Here is a 16,341-nt window from a genome sequence, read left to right as displayed (position 1 = left end):
CGGCAGCGCTTTTTCGATTCACTTCTGGCGATTAACGCTTCAGCGCTTCGCTCAGTTCTTCGCGCATGGTGGCCAGCATGGCTTTCACGACGCGCGGATTGCCTGCTACCACGTTGCCGGAGCTGAAGTGGTTGTGGCCGCCGACGAAGTCGGTGACCAGGCCGCCGGATTCACGCACCAGCAGTTCGCCCGCGGCGAAGTCCCACGGCTTCAGGCCGATTTCGAAGAAACCGTCTACGCGGCCGGCGGCCACATAGGCCAGATCCAGCGCAGCGGAACCGGTGCGGCGGAAGTCCGCGCACTGGGTGAACAGCTTGCCGACGATGTTGATGTAAGGCGTTGCGTGCTGTTTGACTTTGAACGGGAAGCCGGTCGCCAGGATGGTGCCATCCAGATCTTTGGCGTTGGTGCCGCGCAGACGGTAACCGTTCAGCTGGGCGCCCTGACCGCGCGTGGCGGTGAACAGTTCGTTGCGCATCGGATCGTAAACCACGGCCACTTCAGTGCGGCCTTTGATGCGTACGGCGATGGAAACGGAGAAATGAGGGAAACGTTTGATGAAGTTTGCAGTGCCATCCAGTGGATCGATCACCCATTGCACATCACGATCTTCGCCGATCAGCTCACCGCGTTCTTCGCTCACGATACTGTGTTGCGGATAAGACTTGCGGATGACGTCGATGATCAGATGCTCTGCATCGCGATCGACGTTGGTGACGAAGTCATTGGTCCCTTTCTGGCTCGCTTCTACAGCGTCCGGGGTTTCGTAGTTTTTGGCAATCAGGTTACCGGCCTTGCGCGCAGCGCGCACGGCGATAGTCAGCATCGGATGCATGGGTATCTTCCAACTAGGATGTTAAAGAACAGGAAACGGCGCGAAGTATAGCAGCTGTTCGGCAAATTGCCTACGGCTGTGTTAAGATGCTGCGATTTTCCGCCACGCTCAGAGTTTGTATGCTGCACAATATCCGCATTGTTCTGGTAGAGACTTCACATACCGGCAACATGGGCTCGACCGCCAGAGCCATGAAAACCATGGGGTTAACCAACCTTTATCTGGTTAATCCGCTGATCAAACCCGATTCTCAGGCCATCGCCCTGGCCGCCGGCGCCAGCGACGTGATCGGCAACGCCACCATCGTCGATACCCTCGATGACGCCATCGCCGGCTGTAGCCTGGTGGTGGGCACCAGCGCGCGCTCTCGCACCCTGCCGTGGCCGATGCTGGAGCCGCGCGAATGCGGCGTGCGCGCGGTGCACGAGGGCGAGCACGCGCCGGTGGCGCTGGTGTTCGGCCGTGAACGCGTCGGGCTGACCAACGATGAATTGCAGAAGTGCCACTACCACGTCGCCATTCCAGCCAACCCGGACTACAGCTCGCTGAACCTGGCGATGGCGGTGCAGATCCTGGCGTACGAAGTGCGCGTGGCTTACCTCGATCGCCAACAGGCGGGCGCGCCGCAGCTGGAAGAGACGCCGTATCCGCTGGTGGACGACCTTGAGCGTTTCTATCAGCACCTTGAGCAGACGCTGCAGCGTACCGGCTTCATTCGCCCGTCCCATCCGGGCCAGGTGATGAGCCGCCTGCGCCGGCTGTTCACCCGCGCGCGCCCGGAAGGGCAGGAGCTGAATATCCTGCGCGGCATGCTGACCTCGATCGAGAAACAGGATAAACATCAAGGTAATTAATTGATGTGGCATAACGGTGGGTGACAATAGTATTAGTTATCCAAAGGTTATAACATGTATTTTATATACCTTTGTTCTTGCTAAGTTCAAAACGTGCTAATACTTGAGTTAATTACTAGGTTAAATAGTTGACTGTTTTACTCAGGAATGTCAGACTTTCGGCCATATTTGACCAACAGGTAACCATTGAGCTATGAGACTGACATCCAAAGGCCGTTATGCCGTAACCGCTATGCTCGACGTAGCGCTGCATTCCCAGGAAGGGCCGGTGCCACTGGCGGACATTTCCGAACGCCAGGGTATTTCGCTCTCTTATCTGGAACAATTATTCTCCCGTCTGCGCAAGAATGGCCTGGTGGCCAGCGTGCGCGGTCCGGGCGGTGGTTATCTGCTGGGTAAAGACGCGGGTGAGATCGCCGTTGGCGCTGTCATCACTGCCGTCGATGAATCGGTAGATGCAACCCGTTGCCAGGGCAAAGAAGGCTGTCAGGGCGGCGATCGCTGCTTGACCCACGCCCTGTGGCGCGATCTGAGCGAGCGCATCAGCGGGTTCCTGAACAACATTACGCTGGCTGAACTGGTCAACAACCAGGAAGTGCTGGTGGTGGCGGATCGTCAAAACAACGATACGCGCCGCACGGCCAACGGTCGTCCGCAAGAAACTATCAACGTTAATCTGCGCGCATAAGCAGCTGGCGAAATTATTTTAGTTTTTGGAAGTGATGTACGGAGCACAAGAGCAATGAAATTACCGATTTATCTGGATTACTCAGCAACGACGCCGGTTGACCCGCGCGTTGCTGAGAAGATGATGCAGTTTTTGACCCTGGACGGCACTTTCGGCAACCCGGCTTCCCGTTCCCACCGTTTCGGTTGGCAGGCGGAAGAGGCGGTAGACATCGCCCGTAACCAAATCGCCGAACTGGTGGGCGCCGATCCGCGCGAAATCGTCTTCACCTCCGGGGCGACCGAATCCGACAACCTGGCGATAAAAGGCGCTGCCAATTTCTACCAGAAAAAAGGCAAGCACATCATCACCAGCAAAACCGAACACAAAGCCGTGCTCGACACTTGCCGTCAGCTGGAGCGCGAAGGGTTTGAAGTCACCTACCTGGCGCCGCAGAGCAACGGCATCATCAGCCTGCAGGATCTCGAAGCGGCGATGCGCGATGACACCATCCTGGTCTCCATCATGCACGTCAACAACGAAATCGGCGTGGTGCAGGATATCGAAGCGATCGGCGAAATGTGCCGTGTGCGCGGTATCATCTACCACGTTGACGCCACCCAGAGCGTGGGCAAACTGCCTATCGATCTGAGCAAGCTGAAAGTCGACCTGATGTCGTTCTCCGGCCACAAAATCTATGGTCCGAAAGGCATCGGCGCGCTGTATGTGCGTCGCAAGCCGCGCATCCGCATCGAAGCGCAGGTGCACGGCGGCGGTCACGAGCGCGGCATGCGTTCCGGCACCCTGCCTGTCCACCAGATCGTCGGCATGGGCGAAGCTTATCGCATCGCCAAAGAAGAGATGACCGAAGAGATGGCGCGTCTGCGCACCCTGCGCGATCGTCTGTGGAACGGCGTGAAAGATATGGAAGAAGTGTATCTGAACGGCGATCTGGAGCACGGCGCACCGAACATCCTGAACGTCAGCTTCAACTATGTTGAAGGCGAGTCGCTGATCATGGCGCTGAAAGACCTGGCCGTTTCTTCCGGTTCAGCCTGTACCTCCGCCAGCCTCGAGCCGTCCTACGTGCTGCGCGCGCTGGGCATGAGCGATGAATTGGCGCACAGCTCGATCCGTTTCTCCCTGGGGCGTTTCACCACGGAAGAAGAGATCGACTACACCATTCAACTGGTGCGTAAATCTATCGGCCGTCTGCGCGATCTGTCCCCGCTGTGGGAGATGTTCAAGCAGGGCGTGGACATCAACAGCATCGAATGGGCGCATCATTAATTCTCAGGTTTCAGGAGCAAGGTCATGGCTTACAGCGAAAAAGTAATCGATCATTATGAAAACCCGCGTAACGTGGGTTCTTTCGACAACGAAGATCCTACCGTCGGCAGCGGCATGGTAGGGGCGCCGGCTTGCGGCGACGTGATGAAGCTGCAAATCAAGGTTAACGATGAAGGCATCATCGAAGACGCGCGCTTTAAAACTTACGGCTGCGGTTCCGCCATCGCCTCCAGCTCACTGGTGACCGAATGGATGAAAGGCAAGTCGCTCGATCAGGCTGAAGCGATCAAAAACACCCAGATCGCCGAAGAGCTGGAATTGCCGCCGGTCAAAATTCACTGCTCGATCCTGGCTGAAGACGCCATCAAAGCAGCGATTGCCGACTATAAGAGCAAGCATAGCGCCAAGTAATTTGTCTGAGTCGGCCCGGCCGCGCCGGGCTTTGATGTGAAGTGTGAGGTTGTGATGTCTATTACCATGAGCGACAGCGCTGCGCAGCGTGTTCAGGCGTTTTTGACGAACCGCGGCAAAGGTCTCGGCCTGCGTCTGGGAGTGCGAACTTCCGGCTGCTCCGGGATGGCGTACGTGCTGGAATTTGTTGACGAAGCCAACGATGACGACATCGTATTTGAAGACAAAGGCATCAAGGTGATCATCGACGGCAAGAGCCTGGTCTACCTTGACGGCACCGAGCTTGATTTCGTTAAGGAAGGCCTGAACGAAGGCTTCAAGTTCAACAACCCGAACGTCTCAAGCGAGTGCGGCTGCGGCGAGAGTTTCAACGTCTGACAGTCCATCGTGCTCCCCCGTTTCGGCGGGGGAACTTCATCCGCTAACGCCCAGAGCACGCTATGGATTACTTTACTTTATTCGGGCTGCCAGTTCGCTACACCGTGGACGGCAGCCTGCTTGCGTCCCGCTTCCAGGATCTGCAGCGCCAATTCCACCCCGATCGTTTCGCCAACCAGCCGGAGCGCGAACGCCTGATGGCGTTGCAGCAGGCGGCGACCATCAACGAAGCCTACCAGGCGCTGAAGCACCCGTTAAAACGCGCGGAGTATATGCTATCGTTGCACGGCTTCGATCTGGGCAACGAACAGCATACGATGCGCGACACCGCGTTCCTGATGGAACAGCTGGAACTGCGCGAAGAGCTCGACGCCATTGAGCGCAAGCCGGAGGCGGAAAGCCTGCTGGCCGATTTCGGCGCGCGGCTGGCCGCCTCGGTCAAACAGCGCAGCGCGCTGATGCTGCAGCAGTTGGACAGTGAGCAGTGGGCGGACGCCGCCGACACCGTGCGCAAGCTGCGCTTCTTGGACAAACTCCAGCAACAGGTTGAACAACTCGAAGAAAAACTGCTGGGTTTTGAGTAACACCTTCTGATTCTGATTGTGGAAGCTTCAACATGGCCTTATTACAAATTAGTGAGCCTGGCCTCAGCGCCGCGCCGCACCAGCGACGTCTGGCCGCCGGCATCGACTTGGGCACCACCAACTCGCTGGTCGCCACGGTGCGCAGCGGGCAAGCGGAAACGCTGGCCGACGAACAGGGTCGCCATTTGCTCCCTTCGGTAGTGCATTATCAGGCGGACGCGCAGCGCGTCGGCTGGGAGGCGCGCCAACAGGCGGCGCAGGATCCGGCCAATACCGTCAGCTCCATCAAACGCATGATGGGCCGCTCGTTGGCGGACGTGCAGCAACGTTACCCGAACCTGCCGTATCAATTTCAGGCCAGCGACAACGGCCTGCCGCTGATCGTCACCGCCGCCGGCGCGGTTAACCCGGTCGGCGTCTCCGCCGATATCCTGCGAGCCCTGTCCGCGCGCGCGCAAGCGGCGCTGGAAGGCGAGCTGGATGGCGTGGTGATCACCGTTCCCGCTTACTTCGACGACGCGCAGCGCCAGGGCACCAAAGACGCGGCGCGTCTGGCCGGCCTGCACGTTCTGCGTCTGTTGAACGAACCCACTGCGGCCGCGATCGCCTATGGGCTGGATTCCGGCCAGGAAGGGGTGATCGCGGTTTACGATCTGGGCGGCGGCACCTTTGATATCTCCATTCTGCGCCTCAGCCGCGGCGTGTTCGAAGTGCTGGCCACCGGCGGCGATTCCGCGCTGGGCGGCGACGACTTCGATCACCTGTTGGCCGACTGGCTGCGCGAGCAGGCCGGCGTGGCCGATCGCAGCGACCACGGCGTGCAGCGCCAACTGCTGGATGCCGCCATCGCCGCCAAAATCGCGTTGAGCGATGCCGACAGCGTGCGCGTCGAGGTGGCCGGCTGGCAGGGTGAAGTGACCCGCGCCCAGTTTGAAGCGCTGATCGCTCCGTTGGTGAAACGCACGCTGATGGCCTGCCGCCGCGCGCTGAAAGACGCCGGCGTCGCCGCCGCCGAGGTACTGGAAGCGGTGATGGTCGGCGGTTCCACCCGCGTGCCGCTGGTGCGTGAGCAAGTGGGCGCCTTCTTCGGCCGCACGCCGCTGACGTCGATCGATCCGGATAAAGTGGTCGCCATCGGCGCCGCGATCCAGGCCGACATTCTGGTGGGCAACAAGCCGGACAGCGACATGCTGCTGCTGGACGTGATCCCGCTGTCGCTGGGCCTCGAAACCATGGGCGGTCTGGTGGAGAAAGTGATCCCGCGCAACACCACCATTCCGGTGGCGCGCGCGCAGGAGTTCACCACCTTTAAAGACGGCCAGAGCGCGATGATGATCCACGTGCTGCAGGGCGAGCGCGAGCTGGTGCAGGATTGCCGTTCGCTGGCGCGCTTCACGCTGCGCGGCCTGCCGCCATTGCCTGCCGGGGGCGCGCATATTCGCGTCACCTTCCAGGTGGATGCCGACGGCCTGCTGAGCGTCACCGCGATGGAGAAATCCACCGGCGTCGAAGCCTCGATCCAGGTCAAGCCGTCGTACGGCCTGTCGGACAGCGAAATCGCCGGCATGATCAAGGATTCGATGGCCAACGCGCAAAGCGACGTGGGCGCGCGCAAGCTGGCGGAGCAACGCGTGGAAGCCGCGCGGGTGCTGGAAAGCCTGCAGGGCGCGCTGGCTACCGACGCCGCGCTGCTGAGCGAGGCGGAAAGCCAGGCGATCGCCGCCGCGACCCAGGCGTTGCAGCAGGCGGTGCAGGGTGAAGACCCCGCCGCTATCGAAGACGCCATCAAAACATTAGATGCACAAACGCAAGATTTTGCCGCGCGCCGCATGGATGCTTCCATTCGCCGCGCGCTGGCTGGCCATTCTGTGGATGAGGTTTAACCATGCCTAAAATTGTTTTCCTGCCCCATCAAGATCTGTGCCCGGAAGGGGCGGTTCTGGAAGCCGAAAAAGGGGAGTCGATCCTCAACGTTGCGCTGCGCAACGGCATTGAAATCGAGCACGCCTGCGAGAAATCCTGCGCCTGCACCACCTGCCACTGCATCGTGCGTGAAGGCTTCGATTCGCTGGAAGAGAGCAGCGAGCTGGAAGACGACATGCTGGACAAAGCGTGGGGGCTGGAGCCGGAAAGCCGTCTGAGCTGCCAGGCGCTGGTCGCCGACGAAGATCTGGTGGTCGAAATGCCGCGCTACACCGTCAACCACGCGCGTGAGCATTAATTGTTAGCCGCAGCGTCAACCCGGAGATCATAATGGGACTGAAGTGGACCGACAGCCGTGAAATCGGCGAAGCCCTGTACGACCAATACCCGGACACCGATCCGAAAACCGTGCGTTTTACCGACATGCATCAGTGGATCTGCGATCTGGAAGAGTTCGATGACGATCCGCAGGCTTCCAACGAAAAAATACTGGAAGCGATCCTGCTGGTCTGGTTAGATGAAGCGGAGTAAATAGCGTAACGGGCTGCCATGGGCGGCCCGTTTATTTTGTATCCGACATACCCGTCGTCTTTCAAACCGCAGCGTTGTTACCTGCACGATCACACCCCAGTCACTTACCTGAGTAAGCTCCTGGGGATGAGATCGCTGGGCGCCTAGCTGCAATTTGAAATCCATAGGGTATGCAATAAAGCCCTAATGAAATAATAAAGGGAACATCCGGAGTAAGAAGGCTATGACAACTGAATTCATGCAGGTCACGCTGTCGCAACAACCTGCCGACGCCCGCTGGGGCGAGAAAGCGCTGCTGAGCACCAACGGCGAAGGGATGACTATCCACCTGACCGGGGCCGACAAGCTGGGCGCGATCCAGCGCGCGGGCCGCAAAATTGACGGCCAGGGCATCAAAAACGTCAAGCTGGCCGGCGACGGTTGGGATTTGGAAAACAGCTGGGCGTTCTGGCAAGGCTATCGCGGGCCGAAAGGGCAGCGCAACGTCGAATGGGCCGAACTGCCGGAAGCCGCGCGTCAGGAGCTGGATAAGCGCCTGAAGATCGTCGACTGGGTGCGTGACACCATCAACATGCCGGCGGAAGAGCTGGGGCCGGAGCAACTGGCGACCCGTGCCGTCGATCTGATGTGCGACGTCGGCTGCGATGCCGTCAGCTACCGCATCACCAAGGGCGAAGATCTGCGCGAGCAGAACTATGCCGGCATCCACACCGTCGGCCGCGGCTCCGAACGTCCGCCGGTGCTGCTGGCATTGGACTTCAACCCGACCGGTAACCCGGATGCGCCGGTGTTCGCTTGCCTGGTCGGCAAGGGCATCACTTTCGACAGCGGCGGCTACAGCCTGAAGCAGAGCGCCTTTATGGATTCGATGAAATCCGACATGGGCGGCGCGGCCACTATCACCGGCGCCCTGGCGCTGGCGGCGGCGCGCGGCCTGAAGCAGCGCGTGAAGCTGTACCTGTGCTGCGCCGACAACATGGTCAGCGGCAACGCCTTCAAACTGGGCGACATCATTCGCTACCGCAACGGCAAAACCGTTGAGGTGATGAACACCGATGCGGAAGGGCGCCTGGTGCTGGCCGACGGCCTGATCGACGCTTCTGAGCAGAACCCGCAGCTGATTATCGACTGCGCCACCCTGACCGGCGCGGCGAAAACGGCGGTAGGCAACGACTATCACGCGCTGTTCAGCTTCGACGACGCGCTGGCGCAGGAGCTGCTGAGCAGCGCCGCCGCCGAGCACGAGCCGTTCTGGCGTCTGCCGCTGGCCGAGTTCCACCGCAGCCAGCTGCCGTCCAACTTCGCCGAGCTGAACAACGTGGCCGGCCCGGCCTACACCGCCGGCGCCAGCACCGCGGCGGCCTTCCTGTCGCATTTCGTTAAGAACTACCAGCAAGGCTGGTTGCACATCGACTGTTCCGCCACCTACCGCAAAGGCGCGGTGGATCAGTGGTCGGCCGGCGCGACTGGTTTGGGCGTGCGCACCCTGGCTAATCTGTTGCTGAGCAAAGCCAAATAATTGAACGCCCGCCGCGTCGGGCGCTAGAATGCGCATTATCTTCGGGGCCCAGCATGCTGGGCCTCGCTATTTGATCCCTGGAGTTTGCCATGAGTTCCCATCATCACGATGCCGCCCCGAGCGAGAACGAGCTTGAACGCCTGCTGAAGCTGGCGGTGACGGAGCCGGCCCACCGTCCGGCGTTCTTCCGTGAACTGCTCGACGCCACGGTGCTGATCCTCGGCGACAGCGAGCAGGTGCAGCAGGACGGCGACATTACGCTGAACGCGGATACGCCGGTCAATATCCAGCATTGGGAAAAGCAGGACGGCGGCAGCATCATTCCGTTCTTCACCTCGCTGGAAGCGTTGCAGAAGGCCGTTGAGGACGAACAGCCGTTCATCGCCATGCCGGCTCGGGTGCTGTTTGAAATCACCCAGGGCGCGGATCTGTTCCTCAACCCGAAGGCGGAATACGGCAAAGAGTTCTACCCGGAAGAGGTGGCGATGCTGCTGGCGACCGGCGGCGTCGTCAAACCGGTGGAGCATTACGTCGACAAAGAGACCCAAATCCTGTTGGGGCAGCCCGAAGAGTACCCGTCGGCGATGGTGGGTGCGCTGACCACGCTGTTCAGCCAGCGCAAACCGGTGCGCCGCGCGTTTCTGGCGCTGATGCACGACCAGGCGGCGGACGAGAAGCCGAATCTGCTGATCGGGCTGGAAGTGGATGCAGAACCGGCGGAGATCGAGGCGTTGATCAACGAGGCCGGCAGCGTCGCCAGCGAAACGGCGCCGAATGACGAACCGGTCGATTTCTGCCTGGTGTCGGAGAAAGAGCGCGGCATCAGCCACTACCTGATCGCCCATACGCAGCCGTTTTATCAGCGCCGCTGGGGCAGCTGGCTGCGCAATTTGATCCCGTCCACCGACAAAACCCAGTAACGCGGCGCGTGGTCGGAAATGCCGCAGGAAGATCATATTTTTTTAATGAAATGTTGATTTTCCCGTAGGCAAGCGTTAACGGCGCACATATAATCTGCGCCACTTGAGAAGGCCGGCAACATTGCAGACCGGCCTGTTTTGGAAGTCATACAGAGGCCATCATGACCGTAGAACGTACCTTTTCCATCGTTAAACCAAACGCTGTAGCCAATAACGACATCGGCGCTATCTACGCGCGTTTCGAGCGCGCCGGTTTCAAAATCATCGCCGCTAAAATGCTGCGTCTGACTCGCGAGCAAGCTGAAGGCTTCTACGCTGAGCACAAAGGCCGCCCATTCTTCGACGGTCTGGTAGAGTTCATGACCTCCGGCCCAATCATGGTGCAGGTTCTGGAATCTGAAAACGCCGTGCAGCGCAACCGCGACATCATGGGCGCAACCAACCCGGACAACGCACTGGCCGGCACCCTGCGCGCCGACTACGCGGACAGCTTCACCGCTAACGCCGTTCACGGTTCCGACTCCGTTGAATCCGCACAGCGTGAAATCGCTTACTTCTTCAACGAAAGCGAAATCTGCGCACGTTAATCGTGCCGTTTCTGAGCTGATAGCCAGACATTCACCGGCTGAAACAATAAAAATGCCCTGAATGCCTTTCAGCCATAGAAACCCGCTACTAAAATTTGTACAATGCCGCGCCCCTGATAAGACGACTTGTCAGGGGCGTGTTTTTAGTGCCGCCACCCGAATCTCGCGGGCTGAAATGCACAACTTACTTTCCATTCTTTAGCGCCATAACGTGTAATAACGAGGCCAGAGATCATTATGTTAGAACCCATCACGTCCGAGCACACCGTGTCTGAAAATAATTCGCTGACTACCCCCTCCGTTAACGTGGAGCAACCGGCTGCGGCCAAAAATCAACCTGCTGGATCTGAACCGCCAGCAAATGCGCGAGTTCTTCGCCGAAATGGGCGAGAAACCGTTCCGCGCCGATCAGGTGATGAAGTGGATTTATCACTACTGCTGCGACGATTTCGAGCAGATGACCGACATCAACAAAGTCCTGCGCGGCAAGCTGCAGCGCGTGGCGGAAATCCGCGCGCCGGAAGTGGCGGAAGAACAGCGCTCGGCCGACGGCACCATCAAATGGGCGATCAAGGTGGGCGATCAGCAGGTCGAAACCGTGTACATCCCGGAAGCCGACCGCGCGACGCTGTGCGTCTCCTCGCAGGTGGGTTGCGCGCTGGAGTGCAAATTCTGTTCGACGGCGCAGCAGGGCTTCAACCGCAACCTGCGTGTGTCGGAAATCATCGGCCAGGTGTGGCGCGCGGCGAAGATCATCGGCGCGCTGAAGGTGACCGGCCAACGCCCGATCACCAACGTGGTGATGATGGGCATGGGCGAACCGCTGCTCAACCTGAACAACGTGGTGCCGGCGATGGAAATCATGCTGGACGACTTCGGCTTTGGCCTGTCCAAACGCCGCGTGACCCTGTCTACCTCCGGCGTGGTGCCGGCGCTGGACAAGCTGGGCGACATGATCGACGTGGCGCTGGCCATTTCGCTGCACGCGCCTAACGACACCATCCGCGATGAGATCGTGCCGATCAACCGCAAGTACAACATCGAGACCTTCCTGTCCGCGGTGCGTCGCTACCTGGAGAAATCCAACGCCAACCAGGGGCGCGTCACCGTCGAGTACGTGATGCTGGATCATATCAACGACAGCACCGACGATGCGCATCAGCTGGCGGAAGTGCTGAAAGACACGCCGTGCAAGATCAACCTGATCCCATGGAACCCGTTCCCGGGCGCCCCTTACGGCCGCAGCTCCAACAGCCGGGTGGATCGTTTCTCCAAGGTGTTGATGGAATACGGCTTTACGACTATTGTTCGTAAAACCCGCGGTGACGATATCGATGCCGCCTGCGGGCAACTGGCGGGTGAAGTGATCGACCGTACCAAGCGTACCCTGAAAAAGAAAATGGCCGGGGAACCTATCAACGTACGGGCGGTCTGAATCCTATAGCACCTTTTTTGTTATCTAACAGCCTGTTATGCGAGATGTTGACGCTAATGGGCGTTAGCTGACGGCCGATAAGGAAATGAATGCGGGCATGAAGCTGAAACTGTGGGGTGTGTGGCTGGCGGCCGGATTGTTGGCCGGGTGTTCCGGCTCATCGCCGGAAAAGGAAGCACAGGTCGCTGAGGCGGGCCAGACGCGGTTGCAGCTGGGGCTGGAGTACCTGCAGCAAGGTGACATGGACGCCGCGCGCCAGAACCTGGAAAAGGCGCTGGACGCGGCCCCGCAGGACTACCGCACGCAGTTGGGCATGGCGCTCTACGCGCAGCGGATCGGTGAAAACGCCGCGGCCGAACAGCGTTATCGGCAAGCGCTCAAACTTGCGCCGGGCAATGGCACCGTACTGAATAATTACGGTGCGTTTCTTTGCAGTTTAGGGCAGTATGTACCGGCGCAACAGCAGTTTAGCGCTGCGGCGCTGGCGCCCGATTATGGTCAGGTCGCCGACAGCCTGGAAAACGCAGGTTACTGTTTTCTCAAGGCCGGACAAAACGATGAAGCGCGCACGCTGTTGAGCCGCGCGCTGAAAGTCGATCCGGACAAAGGCGCTCCGCTGTTGGCGGAGGCCGAAAAGCAATTTGGAGAAGGGAAGCGCGCCCAGTCGCAACTTTTATTGGATGTTTATCAGCATGTTCTGCCGGCTAGCGCCAGCAGCTTATGGTTACAGATTCGTTTCGCCGCGTTAGCCGGCCGTCAGGATAGCGTTCAACGCTATGGCAAGCAGTTAGCGCGAAGTTTTCCACAATCCAAACAGTACCAGCAGTTCTTAGCTAATGAATACTGAAGCCTCCCAAGATAAAACCGTATCCATGACGACGGGCCAGCGCCTGCGTCAGGCCCGTGAGCAACTCGGGCTGAGCCAACAGGCCGTTGCAGAACGCCTGTGTCTCAAAATGTCCACCGTGCGCGATATCGAGGAAGACAGCGTGTCCGCTGACCTCGCGTCCACCTTCGTGCGCGGCTACATCCGTTCCTACGCCAAGCTGGTGCATTTGCCGGAAGACGAACTGCTGCCGATGCTGGCCAAGCAGGCGCCGTTGAAGATGGCGAAAGTGGCGCCGATGCAAAGCTTCTCGCTGGGCAAGCGCCGCAAGAAACGCGACGGCTGGCTGATGAGCTTCACCTGGCTTATCGTGTTCGTGGTGATTGGCCTGACCGGCGCCTGGTGGTGGCAAAACCACAAGGCGCAGCAGGAAGAGATCGCCACCATGGCCGATCAATCCTCCGCGCAGCTTTCACAGAATAACGAAGGGCAGTCCGTGCCGCTGACGGACGGCAACGCCGACGCCGGCACCAACGTGCCGTTGACCGACAACAGCGCCGCGCCGGCCGATACCGGCGCAGCGGCTCAGGCGCCGGCGGCGACCGCCCAGACGCCGGGCGCGGCTCAGCAACAGCCTGCCGTGGTGTCGCCAAGCCAGACCACCCTGCCGGAAACCGCGCCGGCGGCGCAATCGCCGTTGCCGACCGCCGATGCGGGCGTGGCTGCGCCGGCGGCCGATCCGAACGCGCTGGTGATGGATTTCTCCGCCGACTGCTGGCTGCAGGTGACCGACGCGAGCGGTAAAACGCTGTTCAGCGGCACCCAGAAGCAGGGCGGCAAGCTGAACCTGACCGGCACTGCGCCGTACAAACTGACCATCGGCGCGCCGGCGGCAGTACAGATCCAGTATCAGGGTAAACCGGTTGATTTGAGCCGGTTCGTTAAGTCAAACCGTGTTGCTCGCCTGACCGTCGCCGCGCAGTAATCGCGCGGCCCCGGTCGTGATGTCAGAGCAGCAATGGAGAGTAAGTAATGCATAACCAAGCGCCCATCAACCGTCGAAAATCTACACGCATTTACGTCGGCAAGGTGCCTATTGGTGATGGCGCGCCGATTGCTGTGCAGTCGATGACCAACACCCGTACCACCGATGTTGAAGCAACGGTTAATCAGATTAAAGCGCTGGAGCGCGTGGGCGTCGACATCGTCCGCGTTTCGGTTCCTACCATGGACGCCGCCGAGGCGTTCAAGCTGATCAAGCAGCAGGTCAACGTGCCGCTGGTCGCCGATATCCACTTCGATTATCGCATCGCGCTGCAGGTTGCCGAATACGGCGTGGACTGCCTGCGCATCAACCCGGGCAACATCGGCAACGAATCGCGCATTCGCTCGGTGGTGGACTGCGCCCGCGACAAGAACATCCCGATTCGCATCGGCGTCAACGGCGGTTCGCTGGAGAAAGATCTGCAGGAAAAGTACGGCGAACCTACGCCGGAAGCGCTGCTGGAATCCGCCATGCGCCACGTGGATATCCTCGATCGCCTCAACTTCGACCAGTTCAAGGTCAGCGTCAAGGCGTCGGACGTGTTCCTGGCGGTGCAATCCTACCGTCTGCTGGCGTCGCGCATCGATCAGCCGCTGCATCTGGGCATCACCGAAGCCGGCGGCGCGCGCAGCGGGTCGGTCAAATCGGCCATCGGCCTGGGCATGCTGCTGTCTGAAGGCATCGGCGATACCCTGCGCATCTCGCTGGCGGCGGATCCGGTCGAAGAGGTGAAAGTCGGTTTCGATATCCTGAAGTCGCTGCGCATCCGCGCGCGCGGCATCAACTTCATCGCCTGCCCGACCTGTTCGCGTCAGGAGTTCGACGTGATCGGCACGGTGAACGCGCTTGAGCAGCGCCTGGAAGACATCATCACGCCGATGGACGTCTCGATCATCGGTTGCGTGGTGAACGGCCCGGGCGAAGCGCTGGTGTCCACCATGGGCGTGACCGGCGGCCACAAGAAGAGCGGCTTCTACGAAGACGGCGTGCGCCAGAAAGAGCGTTTCGACAACGAACAGATGATCGACCAGCTGGAAGCGAAGATTCGCGCCAAGGCCGCGATGATGGACGAAAGCAACCGTATCACGGTCAATCTGCTGGAAAAATAAGCGTTATCGCTACACGGCGGGCCTGTTGGCCCGCTTGTTTATGCACCTGAAGGGCGGAAAACCGCATCCGCGTTGAATACCGGGCGGCAAAGTCCCTATAATCAGGTTCATTTTTACAGACAACGGACAGAGAACTCACGTGGCAAAGAACATTCAAGCCATCCGCGGCATGAACGACTACCTGCCGGAAGAAACGGCATTATGGCAGCGTATTGAAGGCACCCTCAAGCAGGTGCTGGGCGGCTACGGTTACAGCGAAATCCGGTTGCCGATTGTAGAGCAGACCCCGTTATTCAAACGCGCGATCGGCGAAGTGACCGACGTCGTGGAAAAAGAGATGTATACCTTCGAAGACCGCAACGGCGAAAGCCTGACGCTGCGTCCGGAAGGGACGGCCGGCTGCGTGCGCGCCGGCATCGAACATGGTCTGCTGTACAATCAGGAACAGCGTCTGTGGTACATCGGCCCGATGTTCCGCTACGAGCGCCCGCAAAAGGGCCGCTATCGCCAGTTCCATCAGTTGGGTGCGGAAGTGTTCGGCCTGCAAGGCCCGGATATCGACGCCGAGCTGATCCTGCTGACCGCCCGCTGGTGGAAAGCGCTGGGCATCGCCGAGCACGTCAAGCTGGAGCTGAACTCCATCGGTTCGCTGGAGGCGCGCGCCAACTACCGCGATGCGCTGGTGGCGTTCCTGGAGCAGCACGTCGAGGTGCTGGACGAAGACTGCAAACGCCGCATGTACAGCAACCCGCTGCGCGTGCTGGACTCCAAGAATCCTGAGGTGCAGGCGCTGCTGAACGACGCGCCGCGCCTGTCCGAGTACCTGGATGAAGAATCCCGTGCTCACTTCGCTGGTCTGTGTGAACTTTTGGCGCAGGCAGGTATCCCATATACCGTTAACGAGCGCCTGGTGCGCGGTCTGGATTACTACAACCGCACCGTGTTTGAGTGGGTGACCACCAGCCTGGGCGCGCAGGGCACCGTCTGCGCGGGCGGCCGTTACGACGGTCTGGTCGAGCAGTTGGGCGGCCGCGCCACCCCGGCGGTCGGTTTCGCCATGGGCCTGGAGCGTCTGGTGCTGCTGGTGCAGGCGGTCAACCCGGAATTCAAGGCGCCGTCGGCTATTGACGTGTACGTCATCTCTTCCGGCGCGGGCACCCAGAGCGCGGCGATGCAGCTGGCTGAACAGGTGCGCGACGCGGCGCCGCAGCTGAAGCTGATGACCAATTACGGCGGCGGCAACTTCAAGAAGCAGATCACCCGTGCGGACAAATGGGGCGCGCGCATCGCGCTGATCCTGGGCGAGAGCGAAGTGGCGGCGCAGCAGGTGGTGGTGAAAGACCTGCGCAGTGGTGAACAAGAAACGCTGGCGCAAAGCGAAGTCGCTGCGCGTCTGGCTTTGATGTTAGGTTAAGGAGAAGGACACC

The 16,341-nt window shown here is 60.1% G+C and carries 17 protein-coding genes and 1 pseudogene; 17 read left to right on the top strand and 1 reads right to left on the bottom strand.

Annotated elements, in window-relative coordinates; translation table 11 throughout:
- Positions 1 to 31: 31 nt before the first annotated feature.
- Complete coding sequence (gene suhB, locus SERRSCBI_RS18175) at positions 32 to 835, bottom strand: inositol-1-monophosphatase (RefSeq protein ID WP_033644096.1); 804 nt, start codon at positions 833 to 835, stop codon at positions 32 to 34.
- Between the two features lie 119 nt (positions 836 to 954).
- Here suhB and trmJ point away from each other — a divergent pair, with 119 nt between their 5' ends.
- The 17 genes and pseudogenes from trmJ to hisS all read left to right on the top strand — a co-directional run bounded on the left by trmJ (position 955) and on the right by hisS (position 16,328).
- On the top strand, positions 955 to 1,689 hold the full coding sequence (gene trmJ / locus SERRSCBI_RS18170; protein ID WP_025303916.1) for a tRNA (cytosine(32)/uridine(32)-2'-O)-methyltransferase TrmJ: 735 nt from the start codon (positions 955 to 957) through the stop codon (positions 1,687 to 1,689).
- Positions 1,690 to 1,882: 193 nt separating this feature from the next.
- Positions 1,883 to 2,377, top strand: coding sequence for a Fe-S cluster assembly transcriptional regulator IscR (gene iscR / locus SERRSCBI_RS18165; protein WP_004941404.1), 495 nt, complete (start codon positions 1,883 to 1,885; stop codon positions 2,375 to 2,377).
- A gap of 54 nt (positions 2,378 to 2,431) precedes the next feature.
- A complete protein-coding gene (iscS, locus tag SERRSCBI_RS18160; RefSeq protein WP_042785213.1) occupies positions 2,432 to 3,646 on the top strand; it encodes a cysteine desulfurase in 1,215 nt (404 codons plus the stop codon).
- A 24-nt stretch (positions 3,647 to 3,670) separates the two neighbouring features.
- Complete coding sequence (gene iscU, locus SERRSCBI_RS18155) at positions 3,671 to 4,057, top strand: Fe-S cluster assembly scaffold IscU (RefSeq protein ID WP_004941408.1); 387 nt, start codon at positions 3,671 to 3,673, stop codon at positions 4,055 to 4,057.
- 54 nt (positions 4,058 to 4,111) lie between these two features.
- On the top strand, positions 4,112 to 4,435 hold the full coding sequence (iscA, locus tag SERRSCBI_RS18150) for an iron-sulfur cluster assembly protein IscA (RefSeq protein WP_004941410.1): 324 nt from the start codon (positions 4,112 to 4,114) through the stop codon (positions 4,433 to 4,435).
- A 62-nt stretch (positions 4,436 to 4,497) separates the two neighbouring features.
- A complete protein-coding gene (gene hscB, locus SERRSCBI_RS18145; protein WP_033644094.1) occupies positions 4,498 to 5,019 on the top strand; it encodes a co-chaperone HscB in 522 nt (173 codons plus the stop codon).
- A 32-nt stretch (positions 5,020 to 5,051) separates the two neighbouring features.
- Positions 5,052 to 6,902 carry a Fe-S protein assembly chaperone HscA gene (gene hscA, locus SERRSCBI_RS18140; RefSeq protein WP_042785212.1) on the top strand — a complete coding sequence of 617 codons (1,851 nt, stop codon included), beginning with the start codon at positions 5,052 to 5,054 and terminating at the stop codon, positions 6,900 to 6,902.
- A 2-nt stretch (positions 6,903 to 6,904) separates the two neighbouring features.
- Positions 6,905 to 7,240 (top strand): ISC system 2Fe-2S type ferredoxin, encoded by a 336-nt coding sequence (gene fdx / locus SERRSCBI_RS18135; RefSeq protein ID WP_004941417.1) that lies wholly within the window; start codon positions 6,905 to 6,907, stop codon positions 7,238 to 7,240.
- Between the two features lie 32 nt (positions 7,241 to 7,272).
- Positions 7,273 to 7,473, top strand: coding sequence for a Fe-S cluster assembly protein IscX (iscX, locus tag SERRSCBI_RS18130; RefSeq protein WP_006327336.1), 201 nt, complete (start codon positions 7,273 to 7,275; stop codon positions 7,471 to 7,473).
- A gap of 223 nt (positions 7,474 to 7,696) precedes the next feature.
- Positions 7,697 to 8,992 (top strand): aminopeptidase PepB, encoded by a 1,296-nt coding sequence (pepB, locus tag SERRSCBI_RS18125; protein WP_033632327.1) that lies wholly within the window; start codon positions 7,697 to 7,699, stop codon positions 8,990 to 8,992.
- 89 nt (positions 8,993 to 9,081) lie between these two features.
- On the top strand, positions 9,082 to 9,912 hold the full coding sequence (gene sseB, locus SERRSCBI_RS18120; protein WP_042785211.1) for an enhanced serine sensitivity protein SseB: 831 nt from the start codon (positions 9,082 to 9,084) through the stop codon (positions 9,910 to 9,912).
- Between the two features lie 161 nt (positions 9,913 to 10,073).
- On the top strand, positions 10,074 to 10,499 hold the full coding sequence (gene ndk, locus SERRSCBI_RS18115) for a nucleoside-diphosphate kinase (RefSeq protein ID WP_004941424.1): 426 nt from the start codon (positions 10,074 to 10,076) through the stop codon (positions 10,497 to 10,499).
- Between the two features lie 237 nt (positions 10,500 to 10,736).
- Positions 10,737 to 11,934, top strand: a pseudogene (locus SERRSCBI_RS18110) (bifunctional tRNA (adenosine(37)-C2)-methyltransferase TrmG/ribosomal RNA large subunit methyltransferase RlmN).
- 97 nt (positions 11,935 to 12,031) lie between these two features.
- Positions 12,032 to 12,781 (top strand): type IV pilus biogenesis/stability protein PilW, encoded by a 750-nt coding sequence (gene pilW, locus SERRSCBI_RS18105; RefSeq protein WP_042785775.1) that lies wholly within the window; start codon positions 12,032 to 12,034, stop codon positions 12,779 to 12,781.
- Positions 12,771 to 13,745: a cytoskeleton protein RodZ gene (gene rodZ, locus SERRSCBI_RS18100; RefSeq protein ID WP_033644090.1), complete on the top strand. Its 975-nt coding sequence runs from the start codon at positions 12,771 to 12,773 to the stop codon at positions 13,743 to 13,745. Before pilW ends, rodZ begins: the two co-directional genes overlap by 11 nt.
- 47 nt (positions 13,746 to 13,792) lie before the next feature.
- The gene (ispG, locus tag SERRSCBI_RS18095; RefSeq protein WP_016929756.1) at positions 13,793 to 14,914 is read left to right on the top strand and encodes a flavodoxin-dependent (E)-4-hydroxy-3-methylbut-2-enyl-diphosphate synthase; all 1,122 of its coding nucleotides are present in this window, start codon (positions 13,793 to 13,795) and stop codon (positions 14,912 to 14,914) included.
- Between the two features lie 139 nt (positions 14,915 to 15,053).
- Positions 15,054 to 16,328, top strand: coding sequence for a histidine--tRNA ligase (hisS, locus tag SERRSCBI_RS18090; RefSeq protein ID WP_025303909.1), 1,275 nt, complete (start codon positions 15,054 to 15,056; stop codon positions 16,326 to 16,328).
- Positions 16,329 to 16,341 lie beyond the last annotated feature (13 nt).

The sequence above is a fragment of the Serratia sp. SCBI genome, assembly GCF_000747565.1.
Lineage (GTDB): Bacteria > Pseudomonadota > Gammaproteobacteria > Enterobacterales > Enterobacteriaceae > Serratia > Serratia ureilytica.
This window is presented reverse-complemented; position numbering and strand designations above follow the sequence as displayed.

What these genes read in the sequence shown, in the direction of transcription:
- iscA (WP_004941410.1), top strand. Translation starts at nt 4,112, where the DNA reads ATGTCTATTACCATGAGCGACAGCGCTGCGCAGCGTGTTCAGGCGTTT.
- hscB (WP_033644094.1), top strand. Translation starts at nt 4,498, where the DNA reads ATGGATTACTTTACTTTATTCGGGCTGCCAGTTCGCTACACCGTGGAC.
- pepB (WP_033632327.1), top strand. Translation starts at nt 7,697, where the DNA reads ATGACAACTGAATTCATGCAGGTCACGCTGTCGCAACAACCTGCCGAC.
- fdx (WP_004941417.1), top strand. Translation starts at nt 6,905, where the DNA reads ATGCCTAAAATTGTTTTCCTGCCCCATCAAGATCTGTGCCCGGAAGGG.
- ndk (WP_004941424.1), top strand. Translation starts at nt 10,074, where the DNA reads ATGACCGTAGAACGTACCTTTTCCATCGTTAAACCAAACGCTGTAGCC.
- iscS (WP_042785213.1), top strand. Translation starts at nt 2,432, where the DNA reads ATGAAATTACCGATTTATCTGGATTACTCAGCAACGACGCCGGTTGAC.
- rodZ (WP_033644090.1), top strand. Translation starts at nt 12,771, where the DNA reads ATGAATACTGAAGCCTCCCAAGATAAAACCGTATCCATGACGACGGGC.
- iscR (WP_004941404.1), top strand. Translation starts at nt 1,883, where the DNA reads ATGAGACTGACATCCAAAGGCCGTTATGCCGTAACCGCTATGCTCGAC.
- trmJ (WP_025303916.1), top strand. Translation starts at nt 955, where the DNA reads ATGCTGCACAATATCCGCATTGTTCTGGTAGAGACTTCACATACCGGC.
- sseB (WP_042785211.1), top strand. Translation starts at nt 9,082, where the DNA reads ATGAGTTCCCATCATCACGATGCCGCCCCGAGCGAGAACGAGCTTGAA.
- suhB (WP_033644096.1), bottom strand. Translation starts at nt 835, where the DNA reads ATGCATCCGATGCTGACTATCGCCGTGCGCGCTGCGCGCAAGGCCGGT.
- pilW (WP_042785775.1), top strand. Translation starts at nt 12,032, where the DNA reads ATGAAGCTGAAACTGTGGGGTGTGTGGCTGGCGGCCGGATTGTTGGCC.
- iscU (WP_004941408.1), top strand. Translation starts at nt 3,671, where the DNA reads ATGGCTTACAGCGAAAAAGTAATCGATCATTATGAAAACCCGCGTAAC.
- hscA (WP_042785212.1), top strand. Translation starts at nt 5,052, where the DNA reads ATGGCCTTATTACAAATTAGTGAGCCTGGCCTCAGCGCCGCGCCGCAC.
- iscX (WP_006327336.1), top strand. Translation starts at nt 7,273, where the DNA reads ATGGGACTGAAGTGGACCGACAGCCGTGAAATCGGCGAAGCCCTGTAC.
- ispG (WP_016929756.1), top strand. Translation starts at nt 13,793, where the DNA reads ATGCATAACCAAGCGCCCATCAACCGTCGAAAATCTACACGCATTTAC.